We start from the raw sequence: 20,018 nt of genomic DNA on the forward strand, positions 1-20,018 counted from the left end.
GTATGAACAATGAGTCAACAAATTCTGCATAGCCCTGGGGCGGCGGCGATCGCCAGTCAGCAAACCTATAGCTTGTATGGGGTCACCCTGGGCAGCGATTTTGCCTTTGCCAATCGGTTAATGCCGGGGAGCGGTCAGCCCCAGTTGACGTTTCACTGCACCGAAACCAAGGCACCCACCCTAGATTGGCAAGCCACCGCCCCGGTTTATGCCAGCTCTACTCTAGATGCCGATGGCAACAGTGAGCTACAGCTGTTTCAGACCCCTGACTACAGCGTGCTGCATTATCCCAACTGTACAGACTACTACCTGTGGCGCGATCGCATCATTTGCCATTTAACCAACGACTTCCATCGCTACTGGGTGGAGGTGGGGTTGCTGGGGGGCGTCTTGTCCTTTTGGCTAGAGCAGCAGGGGATAATTGCCCTCCATGCGGCGGCGGTGGTGGTGAATGGTCATGCCATTGCCTTTGCCGCCACCAATAAAGGAGGTAAAACCTCCTTAGCCGCCTCGTTGATGCAGTTGGGTTACCCCCTGCTGACCGACGACATTCTGCCCGTGGCCGCCGATGGCCCCCAGATTTTAGGTCGACCGGGCTACCCACAAATGCGCATGTGGCCAGATCAGGCCGAGCATTTTTGGGGAGCCTACCAAGGGCTAGAGGCGGTGGTACCCCACCTATCGAAGCGGCGGATTCCGGTGGATGAGGGGGGCTTTGGTCAGTTTTGGGCAGAGCCAGTACCCCTGCGTTGCCTTTACCTGCCCGATCGCCGACCAGTGGACGATGGGGGTACAGCGGTGGAGATTACCCGCCTCTCTCCTCGGGAAGCCTTGCTGGAGTTAGTTAAACATGCCTTTGCGGCCCAACTCGTGGAAGCTGTGCCCCAGATGCAGCTCCATCGGTTTAGGCGCTTGGCACAGATTGCAGCCCAGGTTTCCGTGCGCCGCCTCAGCTACCCCAGTGGTGTAGCGTACCTGCCCCAGGTACGGGAGGCGATTTTGCAAGATGCCCAGACTTAATGTGTTTCCCTATTATCCCTATTAACTTTCCTTTACACAGAACTTTAAACCTATGATGTATAGCATTTCCTCCTATGGCCGCATGATTCTCGATCAGCCGCGCATGGATGCTTATTTGCAAGCGTTCAGGCATTCCATTCAGCCAGGAGCGGTGGTGATTGACATTGGTACTGGCACCGGCATCCATGCGCTGATGGCCTGTCAACTGGGGGCGAGCAAGGTCTATGCCATTGAACCAGCGACCGCGATTCATCTGGCCAAGCAAATTGCCGCTGCCAATGGCTATAGCGATCGCATCGAATTTATCCAGGGCATTTCCACCAAACTCACCCTGCCGGAACAGGCGGATGTGATTATCTCGGACCTGCACGGGGTCATGCCCTGGTTTGCCCAGCATATTCCGTCCTTAGTCGATGCCCGTCAGCGGTTGCTTAAGCCAGGGGGCATTTTGCTGCCCCAAAAAGATACCCTGTGGGGCGGGGTAGTCACGGCCCCCGAGTTATACCAGTCCTATGCTAGCCCGTGGAACGATGCCCCCTATGGTTTCGACTTGAGTGCTGGGCTCAAGGTTGAGCTCAATACCTGGGGTCGGGGTCGGGCTCATTTAGAACAGTTTTTGACTAACCCAGTGCAGTGGGCTGAGGTCGACTACCGCACCGTTGAAGAGCCTAACCTCAAGGCCCAAGTTAGCTGGACCGTTGATCGCCCCGGCCTGGCCCATGGCTACATGCTCTGGTTCGATACCCTGGTCACCGACGGCGTACCCTTGACCAGTGCCCCCTATGCCCCGGAAATTGCCTATGGCAGCGCCTTTTTTCCGTTCTTAGAACCCGTTGATCTCCAGGTTGGCGATCGCATTGAGCTGGATATTCGCGCTGATTTAATTAGCCAGGATTATATGTGGACCTGGCATACCCAGGTGACCCGTTCTGGGCTAGCCCAGCCACTGGCTGAGTTTAAGCAGTCTAACTTCTTTAGTCAAACCCTCGATCCCCAAAAGCTACGGAAACGGGTACCCAGTTACGTGCCATCCCTGAGCGAAGATGGTCAAGTTGATTGCTCAATTCTTCAGGCGATGACCCAGCAGCTCACGGTCGAGCAAATTGCCCAAAAAGTAGCCGCCCAGTTTCCGGCCCAGTTCCCTCAGGGGCAAGATGCCCTTGACCGGGTGCGAGACCTGGCGCAGATCTATGGTTGATGGTGGAAAAGCATGCAGTTGTGAACTACAAACCCATGGCATTTCTCTTACAAAAGCTGACAACCTTTAGGCAGCAGTTGATTTATATCCCCCAAGTTTTGGGGTTAATTTGGCAGGCGGCCCGGGGGTGGATGCTGCTGTGGGGAATGGTGTTAGTGATTCAAGGGTTGCTGCCAGCCATCACCATTTTTCTGTCGCGCTCATTGGTGGATGGCCTAGTTAATGCCACAGGCCAAGGGCTGAGTGCGGAGGCGCTGTATCCGGTGTTGATTCCTGGGGCGGCCATGGTCGCTGTGTTACTCGCCAGTGAGCTATTGAATGGCGTGTCCACCTGGGTCCGGACCTCCCAGTCGGAACTAGTGCAGGACTTTATCAGTGGGCTGGTGCATCAGCAATCCATTGCGATTGACTTTGCTTGCTATGAGTCCCCTGAATACAGCGATCGCCTAGAACGGGCGAGGGAAGGGGCCAGCCAACAATCGTTGTCTTTGCTAGAAAACCTCGGTAGTCTGCTGCAAAATGCCATTACCCTAGGGGCGATCGCCACGTTACTGTTAACTTATGGGCCATGGTTACCCTTAATTTTAGTCATTAGTGCTTTTCCGGCCCTGGTGATTGGGTTACGCCTCAACCTAGAGCAGTACCAGTGGTCACAACGTACCACCTCAGAACGTCGCCGACTGGCCTACTACGAATATTTACTCACCAGCAACTGGAGTGCGGCTGAACTCCGCTTATTTAATTGGGGCCATTACTTTGCCAAAGCCTATCAGCGGCTGCGAAAGCGATTACGAAAAGAACATATGCAGCTGATTCGTAAGCAGGCCCTGAGCCGTTTGCTGGCCAGCATGGTGGCCCTAGTGTTGTCTGGCTTGGCCTTGATTTGGATGAGCCAGCAACTATTGCTGGGGTTACTCACTATGGGTGATCTGGCTTTGTTTTATCAGGCCTTTAACCGAGGTCAGAGTATTATTAAAACCTTTCTAGGTAGCCTCGAAGAAATCTATAGAAACACCCTATTTATTAGTAACCTGTTTGAATTTCTAGACCTAGAGCCAGACGTCATTGATCCCCCTGATCCTCAGGTAATACCCCCCTCCTTAGCGCAGGGGATAGCATTTTCAAATATTAGCTTTATCTATCCAGGCTGCGATCGCGCCACCCTCACCAACTTTGACCTGGAAATCCCAGCCGGTAAAATTACAGCCATTGTTGGAGACAATGGAGCTGGCAAAAGCACCCTGATTAAGCTGCTCTGCCGATTTTATGATCCAACCCAGGGCAAAATTACCCTAGATGGCATTGACCTGCGGCAGTTTGCAGTAGCCGACTTGCGCCGCGCCATTACCGTTCTGTTTCAAAACCCCATACCGTACTACGTGACGGCCGAGCAGAACATTGCTCTGGGTGACTGTCATGCTGACTTTAGTCGGCAGCAGGTGATAGCGGCGGCCCAGGGGGCAGGGATTCACTCTAAAATTATGGACCTCCCCCAAGCCTATGAGTCGCAGCTAGGCAAGTGGTTTGCGGGGGGCACAGATCTCAGCGGTGGCGAGTGGCAAAAACTCTCTCTGGCCCGAGCTTGCATCCGCGCAGCCCAGCTGATCATTCTTGATGAACCAACCAGTGCCATGGATCCCTGGGCAGAGCATGAATGGCTGGCCCGCTTTCGCCACATGGCCCAGGGACGGACCACCCTCGTCATTACCCACCGCTTTACCCTCGCCCGTCAGGCTGACCTGATCTACGTGATGAAGGCCGGAAAAATCATAGAGTCCGGCAGCCACGAGACCCTCCTCCGCCAGCAAGGCCTTTATGCTCAATCGTGGTTCACCCAGACCGGCCATCTCGAAAAAGCGCCCGCCGTCGCCCACCAAGAGACCCATTCCTGACCCCTCTAACCACTGTTTCCATGACGTCAACCCCAATGGCCATCACAGCACCCGCTATCCCTAACTCCCTGGAAATGCAACTGCTGTTTTGCTGTGCTCGAACCCATCTCAATACTAAGACCAAGCAAGTGATTCGAGAGTTGCTACAGCAAGAGCTTGATTGGGATTATCTCCTACCCCTCGCGGCCCACCATGGGGCTATGCCGCTTTTGAGCTGGCATCTAAAGCGGATTGGTCCAGATTTGCTCTCGCCGCAGATCTTGTCCCAGCTAAAGGATTGTCTGCACAGGAGTGCTAGACGTAACCTTTTCTTAACTGGTGAGCTGCTTAATCTACTTGCTTTATTGAAGGAACATGGGATTCCAGTGATTCCCTTTAAGGGGCCGGTGTTGACCACATCCATCTATGGCAATATGGCACTACGCCAGTTTTCTGATCTTGATCTTTTAGTTGATCAACAAAACTTTCTAAAAGCGAAGGATCTCTTGCTTGATCATGGATACCATGCCACTACGCCTTGGTTTCTCAACGAAGCCCAGCGGATGTCCGTCATGCAGGGCTGGGGTGAGTATTCCTTGGCCAACCAAAATGAAACCGTGTATGTCGACCTCCATAAACGCTTAGTCGCCGGCTACTTGTTTTCATTAACAGCCGATTTAGATTACTTTTGGAATTTTCTTGAACCCGTAACTTTGCTTGGCCAAACCGTCCATAGTTTTCGGGCCGAGGAAAACCTCCTCTATCTCTGTATCCATGGCGCTAAAAGCTTCTGGGAGCGGTTGATCTGGATTGTGGACGTGGCTGAATTAATTCAGGCCCATGATCAACTAGACTGGCGGCGATTACTAGAACAGGCTAAAACCCTTGGCTGCCAGCGAATGTTTTTGCTAGGCTGCTTTCTAGCCTACGACGTACTGGACATACAGTTGCCTGGGGAAATTCTCTCTAAGGTTGAAACTGATCCCCAGATCAAAGCCTTGGCCGGTCGAGTGTATCAGCGCCTCAGTGGCGAGGCTCGCTATCCTTGCCAAGAGGACTACACCATGGCTAGTTTTAAGTTCCATGTTCAGGCTATGGAGCGCCCTAAAGATAAAATTCGCTATGGCTGGAAATGCTTAATTAGTCACACCATTTTTCCTCTATATAAGATATTTAGACCCACTGCTTTTGATCGAGATTTTTATGAGTTGCCACCGTCATTCTATGGGCTTTACTATTTCATCCGGCCCTTTCGGCTCATAAGAAATCTGGTTTTTATGAGCTGGGCCTCGCTGAGGGCGAGTACCCCGAAAGAGTCAGTCAATCGATAGGAATAATGTAAAGCTATCTTAAAGTCCATTGGAATTCTACGGAGCTTAGCGGTGTTCCGTAAAGGTAGTGCTATGGCCAGCTTATCTAATTCTTCTTCCATCGGCTTCGGCGGTCAATCGATCGCCCGGATTGTCGACTTTACCTGTCTGTTCGGCTTCCTGGCCGACATGCTCGCCCTGGCCCTGCCCTTTGGCGCTGGCGCCGCCTGGCGGGCGACCCTACTGCAACAAATGGGCGATCGCAGTATCGTTCTGTTAATGGGTTTAGCCCTCCTGGTCTACGGCTTTTGGTACCTTGACAGCCAATGGCCTTCCCCTGGCTTAAACTAAAAGCAGATTTTCATAGGAGAAGGTAAGCCACCTTCACCACGATGACACCCCCCGACCTGAAAAAAGCCGTACAAGACATCCTCCCCCAGCTGATCGCCGAAGACCCTCAGGTGAGAGACTTTGTGCTGCGCACAGTCTCCAATTACTACGACAGCCGCGCCGAGACCGAAAGCAAGTTTGATCGCGTTTTAGCCGAACTCGAGCGCGATCGCGAAGAGCAGTCCCGCAAATGGGACGAGCAATATCAACACAATCGGGAGACCTTAGCCAACCTCGAGCGCGATCGCGCAGAGCAGTCACGCAAATGGGACGAACAGTCGCGCCAGTGGAACGAGCAATATCAACACAATCGGGAGACCTTAGCCAACCTTGAGCGCGATCGCGAAGAGCAGGCACGCAAATGGGACGAGCAGTCACGCAAATGGGACGAGCAACACCAGCAAAATCAAAATACCTTCGCTACCCTCGAGCGCGATCGCGCAGAGCAGTCACGCAAGTGGGACGAACAGTCGCGCCAGTGGAACGAGCAACACCAGCAAACTCAAACCATGCTGGCTGAGATCCAGGATCAAAAGCGCCGCTACGACAGCTCTATCGGGGCGATTGGCTCTCGCTGGGGGCTTTACTCCGAGGAGAGCTTTCGCAGTGCGCTCAAGGGCATCCTGGAACAATCCTTTGGGGTGCAGGTGCTCAACATCAACGATTTTGATGAAGCGGGCGAGGTGTTTGGTCGCCCTGACCAGGTCGAGCTCGACATTGTGATTACCAATGGCTCAGTGATTGCCTGTGAGATCAAATCGTCGCTGAGTAAGTCAGACATGTATAGCTTTGATCGCAAGGTGGCCTTTTACCAAAAGCGCCACGAGCGCCCTGTGAGCCGCAAGCTGGTGATTTCGCCGATGGTCGACGAGCGAGCGCGGCCCGTGGCCGAAGCACTGGGCATTGAGGTCTACAGCTCTCCTCAGTCGATGCCTGGGTACCAGTACGGTGCAACAGATAATGTTTTATGACCGTCCGGTACCCATAGCAGGCCTGATGAAACACAACCCCCAACTTGCCCCAAGCCATCCTGGCCTGGGGCAAATTTGTCGTGCCTATTTTTTTACCGTCACCCTAGTGCAGCGTCAAGTCTTGAATTTAGGGTTTCCAGATGTAGAGATTTGGTGGCATCAAGGTCCGAAATCCCCTCCTTTGGAGGCTACTAAGTACACACATCTTGGCCCTCTCCCCAAACCCCTCTCCCAGAAGGGCGAGGGGCTTTGAAAGCTCTACTCCCCTTTCTCCCATTTTGGGAGGAAGGGGCTGGGGGATGGAGGGAAAGCCCTGCCCACAAGGGTCTCACAGGACTTATGTGTATCAAGTAGCCTTTGGAGGGGTAGGGGTGGGTCAAGCAAGCCCGAAGGGACCCACCCCGCCCTCCGGGCACCCCTCCCAGGAGGGGACCACCCCGCCCTCCGGGCACCCCTCCCAGGAGGGGACCACCCCGCCCTTCGGGCACCCCTCCCAGGAGGGGACATTGTGCACCACCCTCTGTGGCACAAGTGGCACAAGCGGCCAGACTGGTTTTTAGTTGTTGAATTTAGCAGTTGGCCATGGTACCAGCCTTGGGGCTGTAAGTTACCGCCCAGGCATTAGCGACTAAAATGGGAAGTGTTGTGAGGGCTTGCCGCTTGCAAGCTATGGCGGCTGGGCTATCGACCGTTGGGATACGGTTCGCATTCCTGACCTATCGGTACTGACCTTGGAGCAGTGGGACTCGCTGCAATCCCGAGAGGCGGTGATTCGATTGAATGAACCACCGCCGTTACTGGTGGTTGAAGTGGTTAGCGAATCTACTAAAAGTACTGATTACCGAGCTAAGCGAGCCGAGTACAGTGTGTTAGATATTCCGGAGTACTGGATTGCAGATCCATTACTGAATCAGCTGACCATTTGCACGCTTTTAGAAGGCTGGTACGAGGCTACGGTCTATAAAGGTCAAGATGCGATCATGTCACCAGTCTTCCCTGCGATCGCATTGACCGTCGAAAACATTTTGCAAGGCTAGGCGTCTCGATCGATTGGTGACAGGCGATCGCTTTTTGTTTGCCGTGAACGACTGGCATGCCAGGCTCTATGGAAGCCTGTAGCATAGGGATGTGTCACTTGATGATGGGTTCTCTCACCATGGCATTCGCAACGGGTTATTCCATTCCGCAGAGTGATCCGCCCCGGCCGCCTCGGGAAACTCTGCCAACCATGTATGATTTGCCGAGTGAGTTTCCGGAGGAACCGGGGTTGCCGGATGAATTTCATGATTTGCAGCCGCAACTGCTGAGCCGCACCCTGGCTCTGCGGGATTACACCCGGGAAAACTGGTTTTGCGGGTCAGACTTAAATGTGTATTACGATGTCCAGCATCCCTTGTGGCACAAGCGGCCAGACTGGTTTTTAGCCGTAGGCGTGCCCCGACTTTATGACGGGGAAGACCTGCGGCGGAGCTATGTGGTTTGGCAAGAGGGGCGGTCCCCAGAGGTGGTGGTGGAACTCCTGTCGCCCGGCACAGAACCAGGGGATCTGGGTCGCTTTTTTGCCGGGGCCGAGGCTGCCGAACCCGCTTCAGCTGCAATGGCCCTGGCCACCAATGGTAGTTCCCAGGCAGAGCTGCCCCCGGACAAATTCACCGTGTACGAACGCTATCTGCGAGTCCCCTACTACGTGGTGTTTAACCGCTACTCTGGGGTGTTGCGGTTCTTTCAGCTGGTGGGAGGTCGCTACCAAGAGCAACCCCTGCTGTCGGCAGGGAACCTGAAAATTTGGCTGCCGGGGTTAGCCATTGGGTTGGGAGTTTGGCAGGGAGAGTTTGAAGGGGTGACCCGGCTCTGGTTGCGCTGGTGTGACCCGGATGGCCACTGGTTGCTGTTGGATGCGGAGCAAGAACGTTTGGCTAAAGAGCAGGCGCAGACGCAGGTCGTGATGGCAGCCCAAGCCATGGTGACCAGGGGGATGGCACTGGACGACGTGGTGGCGTTGTTAGGGCTGAGCGATGAGCAGGTGAAGCAGGTGATGGCGGAAGTAGATGACGATCGCGGCGAAAGAGCTGACCCGTCGTAAATCGGGCGGCGACTCATGGCCTACCTGGTGTGGTAGTGGGTCACCTCAACAGACCTCGGAGGTCACTAAGACCTCCGAGGTCTGTTGCTGTCACCGGTTGACCTAGAATACTGTTCTCCCAAAAGCACAATTCTGTAAAGCTCCCCTAAAGCCTGCCGAAACCCTACGGAACCGATCGCTGGCCCCCGAATACATATAGGTAACGTGGCCCTGCCCTCAAGGGGCCATAGCTATGGCTAATCTTCACCTTGTAGTACTGGGATAACAACGGATTATGGCCAACATGCCTACGCAACCCTCTACCGGCTTTGGCGGTCAAGCGATCGCCCGGATTGTCGGCTTCACCTGTCTGTTCGGCTTCCTGGCCGACATGATCGCCCTGGCCCTGCCCTTTGGCGCTGGCGCGGCCTGGCGAGCTACCCTACTGCAACAAATGGGCGATCGCAGTATCGTCCTGTTAATTGGTTTAGCCCTCCTGGTCTACGGCTTTTGGCAAAACGCTAGCCTGCGCAAACCCTTCTCCTACGCCGCCCTGGGGGTAGGGGTGCTGTTCTTACTCTCCTCTATCCTGGTGATTCGCGACGGCCTCACCCTGCAAACCCAGACCGTCGAGCAAATTAACCAACAGGCCAGCCAACTACAAACCCAGATTGAAGCGGGGCGCAATAACCCCGAGATTACCGCCAACGCCACCCCCGACGACTTCGCTCAGGCCCTGCAAGCCCTGGACAGCGAAGCCGCCACCCTGAAGCAAAACGCCAGAACCAGCCTCACCCGGGCCAGCCTAGCCAGCGTCAGCAACCTGGTGGTAATCGGCATTGGCCTGCTCAGCCTGGGGCGGGTGGGCATTGGCGGGGCCACCGCTGGCCCCAGCGGTCACAAGTCTCGCAAACAGCGCCGGGTCAACGCCTAAAGGGCCTTGACTTGCTCTATCGGCAAACCCAGCACCGCCGCCACCTGCCCTGGTGCCATGCCCGTAGCCAGCAGGTTGGCAGCGGCGCGTAGGAGCTTAGCTTGCTCTTGCCTTACCTGCTCTGCAGCCGTGGGTACCCAATCCCCCTGCCCGTTGTACCACCGGAGCCAGCTCCCCTCGGTTTGCTGATAGGCCCCAGCCCAAATTCCCAGACCCAATTGCAGCGGCTCAAACCAAAATCGCTGCTCTGGTAGGGGTAGCGGCTGATAGCGATCGCCTACCAGTTGAAACAGTCGAAACTGGTTTTGATACCGATCAAAAATGCCGTAGTAGGGAATACGTAAAATCTGCTCATAGACCTGCCACTTGGTGGGGGGCTGATTCACCTCTCGCAAGGTTTGTCCCAGGTCTTCGGCCTCGGTGCCTGGCGATAGCAGCTCGATCACTAAGAACGGGGCAATGGTCTCTTGCCAAACCACATAGCTCCAGCGCAGCTCTTCCTGGCGTTGAGCCCGCTCAATGCCCAAGACTAGGAACCAGTCAGGGCGCTTATACCAGGCTGGGTGGCGGCCATCATAGTACAGATTCAAATCTGTACCGATAAAGGTCTGCTCCTGAGGTACCGCTGGTAATTGACAGGTCTCGCGCAGCAGTTGCGGCTGAAAGTAATGAAATTCGTCTGGCAACCCCGGCTCCCCCGGATCTTCACTGGGCAGATCATACATAGTAGGCAGGGTTTCTTGAGGAGACCGGGGTGGATTGGTTTGATACATGATGTATAAAACGACCTTAGCCCATAGTTATATCTTACTTGCTAGTTCAACGCGATCGCCTACCAAAGACTAGACTAAAATAAACCAGATCCAGGTCCAGACTTGGAGTTCTGCCTGGGGGAAAACTCCAGATCCTGAGCTGGACTTGGTATAGGTCGTCAGGACAAGTGACACAGGATAAGTGACACAGAGGCTATTGCGAAAATCCTATGGCAGCGATCGCACATCACCCTTCCCTGGCCCTGCCTCCCATCACCTGGGAAAAGTTACCTGCCGATTTTCCATTGCCTGATGACCCAGTGGATAATACCCTGCAACCCCTACTGGCCGCGGCTCTGCGAGAGAGCCTGGAGTTGGCCGGGCTGATTCTAGAGTCAGCCCTAATTGCTTCCAATTTTGGCCTTTGTGCCACCGTGGGCGACAAAACCATTGTCAAAGCTCCAGATTGGGTCTATGTGCGCTCGGTTGATCCTCTCCCCGAAGGCACCATCCGACGCAGTTACACCCCTCACGCAGAGGGGGAGATACCCACCCTGGTTATAGAGTTCATGTCCGAAACCGAAGGCGGTGAATATTCCATCAACCCCTACTACCCCTATGGAAAGTGGTATTTCTACGAGCAGATTCTGCAAATACCTCTCTACGCGATCTTTCACCCCCAAACCGGCACCTTAGACCTGTACCGACTGATCAACGGCCAATATCAGCCCCAAGCCACTGATAACAACCGGCGTTATTGGCTGGAGGAACTGGGATTATCTCTAGGGGTGTGGTACGGCAAGAAGGCCGAGACGACCGCCCACTGGCTACGCTGGTGGGACCAAGGGGGAAAGCTCTTGCTGTGGGGTAGCGAGCAGCTGCAGCAAGAGCGGCAGCGGGCCGAACGGTTGGCCGAGCAGCTTAGAGCATTAGGCGTTGCTCCAGAAGCTTAATGTTGGCTATCTGACTGGCCTTGCCAGGACTATCCACTCCCCAGCTAAAGTGGCCTGTAGAATTGAAGCATGGCCCCTGATGGTTGACGTTTTCACCATGACCCTAGCAACTGGGTATTCCATTCCGCAGAGTGATCCGCCCCGGCCGCCTCGGGAAACCCTGCCGACCATGTATGATTTGCCGAGTGAGTTTCCGGAGGAACCGGGATTGCCGGACGAATTTCATGATTTGCAACCGCAACTGCTGAGCCGCACCCTGGCTCTGCGGGATTACACCCGGGAAAACTGGTTTTGCGGGTCAGACTTAAACGTGTATTACGATGTCCAGCATCCCTTGTGGCACAAGCGCCCGGACTGGTTTTTAGCCGTGGGCGTGCCCCGACTTTATGACGGGGAAGACCTGCGGCGGAGCTACGTGGTTTGGCAAGAGGGGCGGTCCCCGGAGGTGGTGGTGGAACTCCTGTCGCCCGGCACAGAACCAGGGGATCTGGGTCGCTTTTTTGCCGGGGCCGAAGCGGCCGAACCCGCTTCAGCTTTAAGCGCTCCGGCCACCCATGGTAGTTCCCAGGCAGGGTCGCCCCCGGACAAATTCACCGTGTACGAGCGCTATCTGCGCGTCCCCTACTACGTGGTGTTTAACCGCTACTCTGGGGTGTTACGGTTCTTTCAGCTAGTGGGAGGTCGCTACCAAGAGCAACCCCTGCTGTCGGCAGGGAACCTGAAAATTTGGTTGCCGGGGTTAGCCATTGGGTTGGGACTTTGGCAGGGAGAGTTTGAAGGGGTGCCCCGGCTCTGGTTGCGCTGGTGTGACCCGGATGGCCACTGGTTGCTGTTGGATGCGGAGCAAGAACGTTTGGCTAAAGAGCAAGAACGTTTGGCTAAAGAGCAAGAACGTCAAGCCAAGGAGCAGGCGCAGACGCAGGTCGTGATGGCAGCCCGAGCCATGGTGGCCAGGGGGATGGCGCTGGACGACGTGGTGGCGTTGTTAGGGCTGAGCGATGAGCAGGTGAAGCAGGTGATGGCGGAAGTAGATGACGACCGCGATCGCGGCGAAAGATCTGACCCGTCGTAGATCAGACGGCGAAGCCATGGCCTACCTGGTACGGTGATTATCTTTCTGCCAGATAGCACCAAGTCACAAGTCATTAAAATCCGTATTAATTGATCCAGTTAACATCTGACTTAGCTTTAAACTATAGCTAGGAGCAGTTCAGTGCATAATGTGGTGATTCACCACAGATGAGAACGATTGCTCAGGCTGAGCTTAAACATAAAATCACCCCTTTTTTAGCCATGGCTTTATTCACTACAAATAATGTCCTAGTACCCATCGACTTTTCTGACGCAGCCAAGCAAGCTCTAGACGAAACCCTAGCGTTTGTCGGCGATCCAGCCAAGGTGCATGTGCTTCACGTCATTCATCCCCTAGAACCCACTGCCCCCGGGGTGATTTGGGAAACCGTAGACGATCCTACCCGCATCAGCAATGTGGAAGCGGCATTCCACAAAACCTTTTCTGGGGCCGCCTATGAGGGCATAAAGTTCTCGGTGAAAGTGGGTAATCCTAGCTCTGAAATTATTGACTATGCCGAGGACAATGCCATCAACTTAATTATCATTCCGTCCCATGGGCGCACGGGGATCCCCCGATTTTTCCTGGGTTCTGTGGCGGAACGGGTGGTTCGATTTGCCAAGTGCCCAGTGTTAGTGGTGCGCCGCTAGACTTACGAGTACTTGACCAACCATCGCTCCCGCTGTTCACCTATGAAAATTTTGCATAGATAGTATCGACCCTATCTTTTGTTATCGTCCTGTGGGCTTTCTAAAATCAACCTACACACGGACATGACAAGGCTAACCCTAGCCGAAGGAGGTTGATATGTTTTGGCTATCGATGGTGCAAACCTCAGCTGCTCTACAGCCGATCGCGGCTCACAGCCGCCCTTGGTCGCACCTGAAGCAATTTTGGCGGTTCTGCTGCTTCTATGGGGAGTATCAGGCACAGCCGCCGAGCCGACGGCGGCGATTTATGCTGAACCACCCCCTCAATCGATAAGGGGGCGATAGACGGGAGCGACAGATGGGCAGCCTGGCCATGCACCAGGGAGGTTACTCCCTGGTGACTGTAGCCCTTAGGGATCTGCGGGTTAATAGTGTACCCAGTGGCCAGGTTTCGACTTCGCTCAACCTTCAGGGATCGAGGGCTGAGCGAAGTCGAGGCCCGATCAGCGGGTAGTTTATTTTCCTGCACGTCCCTTAGGGATCTTTAGAGGCGGCGACAGCCACAGGCTCGTAGGTTTGCATTTCACCTGAGGTCAGCCGCTGCCAGTAGTCTTTCAGGTCGGCAGCCAGTTCATTGGAGAGGATGTAGCAGCCCACCAGGTTGGGGAAAGCCATGCCTAACAGCATCAAATCACTGAAATCAATAATCATCCCCAGACTGGTCATCGCCCCCAGGAAGGTGCAAAGCACATAAATCAGCTTAAAGACAATGGTGCTGCGCTTACCAAACAGATAAGCCCAGGCCTGGATGCCGTAATAACTCCAGGAAATGATGGTGGAGAAGGCAAAGAGGCAGACGGCGATGCTCAGCACAATCGGAAACCAGCCAATCACTGATTCAAAGGCGCTAGCTGTCATGCCCACGCCGCTCAGTTCGGCACCGGTATCTTGGTAGACCCCGGTCAAGATGATCGCGATCGCAGTCATATTACAAATCACGATGGTATCGATGAACGGCTCCAACAGGGCCACAATCCCTTCCCGCACATGTTCATCGGTGCGAGCCGCTGAGTGGGCAATGGCGGCAGACCCCACCCCGGCCTCGTTGGAAAAGGAACTGCGGCGAATCCCCTGCACCATCACTCCGACGACACCCCCCACCGCAGCAGTGGGAGCAAACGCTTCGCTGATGATGGTACCGATGGCCGCAGGGACCTGGGTAATGTTGACCCCAATTACAAACAAACAGGCGATCGCATAGATGATCGCCATAGCTGGCACCAGCTTTTCGGCCACGGCACCAATGCGGCGAATGCCACCAATAATCACAAACCCAGCCAAGAGAGCCAAAATCAACCCAAACAGCCAGGCTGGCATTCCTGGAATCAAGTTAGAGACCGCCGCGTAGGCCTGGTTGGACTGGAACATATTGGCTCCCCCCAGGCTACCCCCCAGGCAGAGGATACAGAACAGCACCGCCAACCCCTGGCCCAGGGGTCGCATGCCCTTGGGGGTTAGGCCTCGGGTGAGGTAATACATCGGCCCCCCCAGCACAGTGCCATCATCTTCAATGCGGCGATACTTCACCGCCAAAGAGCACTCGGTAAACTTAGTCACCATGCCGAAAAAGCCAGCCAGGGTCAGCCAGAACATCGCCCCCGGCCCCCCCAGTTGAATGGCCACAGCGACCCCAGCAATGTTACCCAGACCAACGGTGCCCGAGACGGCGGTGGCCAAAGCCTGAAAGTGAGACACCTCGCCGTCATCATGGGGGTCATCGTACTTACCCTGCACGACATCAATGGCGTGGCGAAAGCCCCGCAAATTGATAAATCCCATGCGAAAGGTAAAGAAAATGGCGGCTACAAACAGCCATAGCACAATAAACGGGAAGCCATTTTCCCCACCAACATTAAAGAATAGAAGCAGGGCCATCAGGTTCACAATCGGCTCAAAGATGGCGTCTACGCCAGTAGCTCCACCCTCCTGGGCCAGCGCAGGGGAAGCGATCGCCCCCAGCAGCAGAATAACCAGCCCGATCACGATCCAAGGGGAGCGCTGAGTAGAGGGTGACCTAAATTTGAGCCCCTGGGCTGACAGCCAGGGCTGAGGGGGATGTGTTTTGATTGGTTCTCTCATAGGATTAGGGCAGTAACGGCTTTACAGACGGCTGTACGGTTTGCAGATTCGCGGGCCAATCTGGCTATACCAGATCTAGAAGAAGGACTTTTCCACCGACGAAACGCCACATCTGGACCTGAATTTGATTGATTACGGGCTAGATGTAGCAAATTCCCCCAACTCGTACTGTCACGTTAGACACCCTCGGGGCAGTCATTCCAGGAAAATAGGGCGGGAAACAGGGCAACGTGAAAATGTGAAGTCAGCCGGGAAATCTCCGGAAAAAATGCGCTAAATTGTTGGTCTCATGGCACACTGGCACTGAATCAAGCTGTGTTCTGGCAGCTTAGCTGCTGTTCCTTGGGGTGATGTGAGGGCCCACTATGGCGTTTGAATTTCCTGACAACCTGAAATATCTCGATAGCCACGAATATGCTCGGGTCAACGAAGACGACGATATCGTCACCGTTGGCGTGACAGCGTTTGCCATTGATCAACTCGGGGATATTGTTTTTTTGGAGCTGCCGGACGTAGGGGACACCGTTGAAAAGGGTGAACGCTTCGGCACAGTGGAGTCAGTGAAGGCGGTCGAGGATCTGAAATCTCCCTTGAATGGGGAAGTGCTAGAGCGCAACGATGTGCTGGTTGAGTTCCCAGAGCAAATTGGCGATGATCCCTACGGGGATGGCTGGTTGATTAAAGTCAAGGCTGATGACCTGGACGACTTAGACGATGCCATGTCAGCTGATGAATATAAGGATCAAGTGGAGGGGTAGCCGGGGATCTGGCTCTGGTTCTGAGGCGTCCTGTTTCTGGCGCCTATGGTTATACTGTGGCTGACTAGTGAGACTGACTACTGGGGTTGACTTTCGTCGTTATTACCATTGCCTAGATCACTAGGGCCGCATTACTGGGAGTGGGCATGGCTCAACACCGTCAAAAACCACGGCAGAATACCAATCGCCGCCCTGATTCGGGACTCAGTTCCCGAAAGCCGAGCGATCGGTCATGGGAACCGGCCCATGGCCCCACGGTACCGGCTGATCATGCCCAGGCTTGGTCCCTTGAGCCTTTAGGCTCCGGCGACGACAGTCGGGCGGCGGCCCCGCCACCCCCCCGTTACGATCCCCTGGCCGATTTACGCCGTCCGCCTCAGGCGGCGGCCCCAAAAACTACAGAGCTAGGCAAACCCTCCCTGGGGCAACGACTGGCACGGCATTGGCCAGTGTGGTCCCTCGGCCTATTAACCCTAGTGATGGGAGTCGGGGTGGTTTCTGCCATCAGCTTGTTTCGAATTCCCAACCTGCCCAACTGCCGGGCCATTTTTTGGCTGACGGCTTCGGCCACTACCCGCCTGCAATGTGCCGAGGCCTATGCTGAACAGGGCAGCGTAGAGGGGTACCTGGAGGCGATCGCCCTGTTAGAATCCCTGCCCCCTGACCATCCCTTGCGGGGCGAGATCAACCAGCGGATTGAGACCTGGTCTGAAAAGATCCTGGATTTGGCAGAAAACACGTTTCAGCAGGGGGATTTGTCCCAGGCGATCGCCATGGCGCGCCAAATTCCTGACCACACGGCCACAGCCCAGGGGGTAAATGAGCGGATTGATCAGTGGAATACCATCTGGCAGGAAGCTGAAACCATCTATGACGATGCCGTCAGCGACCTAAAAAACCTGGAGTTCCAAGATGCCTTTAGTAAGGCGATTCGGCTGTTGGGGGTGAACAACACTTACTGGAAGACCGTCAAATACGACGAGTTGACCACGAAAATTACCGTGGCTCGGGAAGATTTGAACCAACTGGGCGAGGCGAAGCAACTGGCCCGGCGGCGTACCCTATCCGCCATGGAAGAAGCCCTGGCATTGGCGATGGCGATCGAGAGCGACAGCCCCGTCTATGCTGAGGCCCAGCGGGTGATTCGAGAGTTCGGCCATGACCTGCTGGCCATGGCTGAGGCCGCCCTCGATCGCCAGGATGCGACCGCAGCCGCCCAAATGCTAGGGGCAATTCCAGCCCAGTTGCAACTGGGGGCAGAAATTGCCGATATGCGGGTGTTAATTGATGCTAACCAAATTGCCTGGCAAGGGGGAATTAGCGGTTTAGAAGGGGGCATTACCCGCCTGCAAAGCATTAGCCGCGATCGCCCCCTATACCAAAAAGCCCAGGCCCAAATTAATCGCTGGCAGACCGAAGTACAGGGGCGATCGCAGTTGGAACTGGCCCGTCAAGTGGCGGCCCCAGGCACCATTGCCGACCTGCAAGCCGCCATCGCCGAAGCCAACCAAATTTCCCGCAACAACCCCGCCTGGGATGACGCCAGGACCCAGATTGGTCGCTGGCGCAGCCAAATCGAGACCACCCAGGACCGACCGATTTTGACCCAGGCCCAGCAGCTAGCCCAAATGGGAGACTTATCTGGTGCCGTGTCCACTGCCCGCCAGATCAGCTCCGGCCGCGCCCTCTACGACGAGGCCCAGGAGCAGATTGGCCGCTGGCGCAGCGAAATTCAGCGGTCAGAAGACCGTCCCCTACTCACCCAGGCGGAACAGTTCGCCCGCCGGGGTCAGCTATCCGAGGCGATCGCTGTGGCCTCTCGGATTGGTGCTGGCCGAGCGCTGCACAGCGAAGCCCAACGTAATATTGACACCTGGCGGGGGCAAATTCAGGGGCAGCAGCAACTACAGCAGGCCTACAGCACCGCCCAGCGAGGCACCGTCACCGCCCTGGCTGAGGCGATTCAGGTGGCCCAACAGGTGCCCGACAGCAGCACCCAAAAAGCCGAAGCCAACCAGGCCCTAACTCGCTGGAGCTGGGACATGCTACGCCTGGCCGAAAGCGAAGCCCAGATCAGCCTCAACCGGGCCATCGACATTGCCCAGCGGGTGCCGGCCCAAACCGACGCCTATGCCCAGGCCCAGTTACGGCTGCGGGAATGGCAAGCCCAGCTAGACCAGGTCAGGCCCGATGGCCAGGGCTTGTAAGAGCTGATGCACCCGATTGCCCTAGGTTTTTTGGCCAGCTTACTGGCGGGGTTAGGTACAGGGATAGGCGCCTTACCGGTGCTGCTGCCGGTTCAACCTTCCGAGCGGCTGCAAGGGGTACTGCTGGGGGTTGGCGGCGGCGTCATGCTGGCGGCCACCTCGTTTTCGTTGATTTTGCCCGGCACCGACGCGGCGATCGCCCTGGGCTATGCACCCCCCAGTGCAGCCCTGATTATGGTGGCTGGGGTGCTGCTGGGGGGTGGGTTTCTGTGGACCGCCCACAACATTTTTCCCCACGAGCATTTCTTTAAAGGACACGAAGGTCCTGCGGCCCAAAATATCAAGCGCATTTGGTTGTTTGTGATCGCCATCGCCCTGCACAATTTCCCGGAGGGATTGGCGGTGGGGGTCGGGTTTGGCGGCGGCGAACGAACCGGGGCGATCGCCCTGGCCCTAGGTATCGCCCTCCAAAACCTACCAGAGGGGTTTGTGGTGGCGGTGGCCCTGCGAAATTTAAACTACAACCCCCGCCATGCAGTAGGCATCTCGACCCTGACGGGTCTGGTGGAACCCATCGGCGGGTTAGTGGGGGCCGCCGTAGTCAGCGTCGCCGAGACCATGCTGCCATGGGCCATGGGCTTTGCCGCCGGGGCCATGTTGTTTGTGATTGTGGATGAAATTATCCCTGACATTGACCAAAAAGCCTTTGGCCAACGGGGCACCCTGGGGCTGATGGGGGGCTTTGTCGTGATGATGTTCCTCGATATTGCCCTAAGATAAGCCCCGTTAAGGGGTGGATTTACCGGGGAGGAATGGGGGAAAACCCTCCCTAGCGACGATCTAGAATTTAAATAGCCATGCCATAAAACCGCAGTTCATCCCTAAACTCTAGGGCAGGAGGTCGCGATGACCAATGCCAACACAGTATTTGATCGGTTGAAATCACTCACAGAAGGACCAGATCAATCCCTCAACCGCAATAGTAAGAGGCGGTGTCGCCCAGAGACCGCTGAACAGGCCTTTACTGACCAGCGACACCAAATGGTCCAGCGTCAAATCATCGCCCGGGGGGTGACGGATGACCGGGTACTCCAGGCCATGGAAACCGTGCCTCGCCATCGATTTGTTGCCACCGATTTGATGCACCTGGCCTACCAGGATGCCCCCTTACCCACCAGCCATCGTCAGACGATTTCTCAACCCTATGTGGTCGCGTTTATGACCACTGCGGCTGGGTTATCGTCCCAAAGTCGGGTTTTGGAAGTGGGGACGGGGTCAGGGTATCAAACGGCGGTGCTCGCCGAACTGGCCGCTGAAGTCTATTCCGTAGAACTTTTGCCAGACCTGGCCCAGCAAGCCCAGGCCACCCTGGCCCAGTTGGGCTATGACCATGTCCATGTCAAACAGGGGAACGGCTACGAGGGATGGTCAGACTACGCCCCCTACGACGCCATCGTGGTGACGGCAGCCCCCACCCGCATTCCCACAGCCCTGGTGGATCAGCTGACCCTGGGGGGACGGTTAGTGGTGCCGGTGGGCTATTCCTCCCAGACCCTGCTGGTGGTGACGAAGCGGGCTACCGGCCTGGCCACCGAATACACGATTCCAGTTCGATTTGTGCCGATGGTGGGAGAGGGAGAAGGGTAGGGAAGAGGGAAGAAGGTTTCTTTTTTCTTTTTTCGTTCTTCTTTTTTCTTTTTTCGTTCTTTAACTCTCTGGTGGTTGAGGCTC

The 20,018-nt window shown here is 55.6% G+C and carries 19 protein-coding genes; 17 read left to right on the forward strand and 2 right to left on the reverse strand.

Annotation, left to right across the window (positions count from 1 at the left end; all coding sequences use genetic code 11):
* Positions 1-9 precede the first annotated feature (9 nt).
* From E1H13_RS06760 to E1H13_RS06800, 9 genes are all read left to right on the forward strand, one after another.
* Positions 10-1,020, forward strand: a complete 1,011-nt coding sequence (locus E1H13_RS06760) for a hypothetical protein (protein WP_169612646.1) — start codon at positions 10-12, stop codon at positions 1,018-1,020.
* A 52-nt stretch (positions 1,021-1,072) separates the two neighbouring features.
* The gene (locus tag E1H13_RS06765; RefSeq protein ID WP_169612647.1) at positions 1,073-2,218 is read left to right on the forward strand and encodes a class I SAM-dependent methyltransferase; all 1,146 of its coding nucleotides are present in this window, start codon (positions 1,073-1,075) and stop codon (positions 2,216-2,218) included.
* 35 nt (positions 2,219-2,253) lie between these two features.
* Entirely contained in the window at positions 2,254-4,110 is a 1,857-nt protein-coding gene (locus tag E1H13_RS06770; protein WP_169612648.1) for an ABC transporter ATP-binding protein, read from the forward strand.
* Positions 4,111-4,130: 20 nt separating this feature from the next.
* Positions 4,131-5,420, forward strand: a complete 1,290-nt coding sequence (locus E1H13_RS06775) for a nucleotidyltransferase family protein (protein WP_169612649.1) — start codon at positions 4,131-4,133, stop codon at positions 5,418-5,420.
* Between the two features lie 72 nt (positions 5,421-5,492).
* On the forward strand, positions 5,493-5,750 hold the full coding sequence (locus E1H13_RS06780; RefSeq protein WP_169612650.1) for a hypothetical protein: 258 nt from the start codon (positions 5,493-5,495) through the stop codon (positions 5,748-5,750).
* 41 nt (positions 5,751-5,791) lie between these two features.
* A complete protein-coding gene (locus E1H13_RS06785) occupies positions 5,792-6,760 on the forward strand; it encodes a DUF3782 domain-containing protein (RefSeq protein WP_169612651.1) in 969 nt (322 codons plus the stop codon).
* 653 nt (positions 6,761-7,413) lie between these two features.
* Positions 7,414-7,797: a Uma2 family endonuclease gene (locus E1H13_RS06790; protein ID WP_169612652.1), complete on the forward strand. Its 384-nt coding sequence runs from the start codon at positions 7,414-7,416 to the stop codon at positions 7,795-7,797.
* A gap of 119 nt (positions 7,798-7,916) precedes the next feature.
* A complete protein-coding gene (locus tag E1H13_RS06795; RefSeq protein WP_206070140.1) occupies positions 7,917-8,843 on the forward strand; it encodes a Uma2 family endonuclease in 927 nt (308 codons plus the stop codon).
* Positions 8,844-9,126: 283 nt separating this feature from the next.
* The gene (locus E1H13_RS06800; RefSeq protein ID WP_206070142.1) at positions 9,127-9,756 is read left to right on the forward strand and encodes an HpsJ family protein; all 630 of its coding nucleotides are present in this window, start codon (positions 9,127-9,129) and stop codon (positions 9,754-9,756) included.
* On the opposite strand, the gene E1H13_RS06805 is transcribed toward E1H13_RS06800, so the two are convergent.
* Entirely contained in the window at positions 9,753-10,529 is a 777-nt protein-coding gene (locus E1H13_RS06805) for a Uma2 family endonuclease (protein ID WP_169612654.1), read from the reverse strand. The two genes, E1H13_RS06800 and E1H13_RS06805, sit on opposite strands and share 4 nt — an antisense overlap.
* A 209-nt stretch (positions 10,530-10,738) precedes the next feature.
* Here E1H13_RS06805 and E1H13_RS06810 point away from each other — a divergent pair, with 209 nt between their 5' ends.
* The 4 genes from E1H13_RS06810 (at position 10,739) to E1H13_RS06825 (ending at position 13,517) form a co-directional block, all read left to right on the forward strand.
* Positions 10,739-11,461: a Uma2 family endonuclease gene (locus E1H13_RS06810; RefSeq protein ID WP_169612655.1), complete on the forward strand. Its 723-nt coding sequence runs from the start codon at positions 10,739-10,741 to the stop codon at positions 11,459-11,461.
* 97 nt (positions 11,462-11,558) lie between these two features.
* A complete protein-coding gene (locus E1H13_RS06815) occupies positions 11,559-12,533 on the forward strand; it encodes a Uma2 family endonuclease (RefSeq protein WP_169612656.1) in 975 nt (324 codons plus the stop codon).
* Positions 12,534-12,754: 221 nt separating this feature from the next.
* Positions 12,755-13,183, forward strand: coding sequence for a universal stress protein (locus tag E1H13_RS06820; RefSeq protein ID WP_169612657.1), 429 nt, complete (start codon positions 12,755-12,757; stop codon positions 13,181-13,183).
* Positions 13,184-13,340: 157 nt separating this feature from the next.
* Entirely contained in the window at positions 13,341-13,517 is a 177-nt protein-coding gene (locus tag E1H13_RS06825; RefSeq protein WP_169612658.1) for a hypothetical protein, read from the forward strand.
* Between the two features lie 200 nt (positions 13,518-13,717).
* On the opposite strand, the gene E1H13_RS06830 is transcribed toward E1H13_RS06825, so the two are convergent.
* The gene (locus E1H13_RS06830) at positions 13,718-15,217 is read right to left on the reverse strand and encodes an alanine/glycine:cation symporter family protein (RefSeq protein ID WP_278002500.1); all 1,500 of its coding nucleotides are present in this window, start codon (positions 15,215-15,217) and stop codon (positions 13,718-13,720) included.
* Positions 15,218-15,687: 470 nt separating this feature from the next.
* Here E1H13_RS06830 and gcvH point away from each other — a divergent pair, with 470 nt between their 5' ends.
* The 4 genes from gcvH (at position 15,688) to E1H13_RS06850 (ending at position 19,934) form a co-directional block, all read left to right on the forward strand.
* Complete coding sequence (gene gcvH, locus E1H13_RS06835) at positions 15,688-16,080, forward strand: glycine cleavage system protein GcvH (protein WP_169612660.1); 393 nt, start codon at positions 15,688-15,690, stop codon at positions 16,078-16,080.
* A 146-nt stretch (positions 16,081-16,226) separates the two neighbouring features.
* Positions 16,227-18,287 carry a chromosome segregation ATPase gene (locus tag E1H13_RS06840; RefSeq protein WP_169612661.1) on the forward strand — a complete coding sequence of 687 codons (2,061 nt, stop codon included), beginning with the start codon at positions 16,227-16,229 and terminating at the stop codon, positions 18,285-18,287.
* A 6-nt stretch (positions 18,288-18,293) separates the two neighbouring features.
* Complete coding sequence (locus E1H13_RS06845) at positions 18,294-19,067, forward strand: ZIP family metal transporter (protein WP_169612662.1); 774 nt, start codon at positions 18,294-18,296, stop codon at positions 19,065-19,067.
* Positions 19,068-19,193: 126 nt separating this feature from the next.
* The gene (locus E1H13_RS06850) at positions 19,194-19,934 is read left to right on the forward strand and encodes a protein-L-isoaspartate(D-aspartate) O-methyltransferase (protein WP_169612663.1); all 741 of its coding nucleotides are present in this window, start codon (positions 19,194-19,196) and stop codon (positions 19,932-19,934) included.
* The last annotated feature ends 84 nt before the right edge of the window (positions 19,935-20,018 follow it).

This window comes from Nodosilinea sp. P-1105, assembly GCF_012911975.1.
Lineage (GTDB): Bacteria > Cyanobacteriota > Cyanobacteriia > Phormidesmidales > Phormidesmidaceae > Nodosilinea.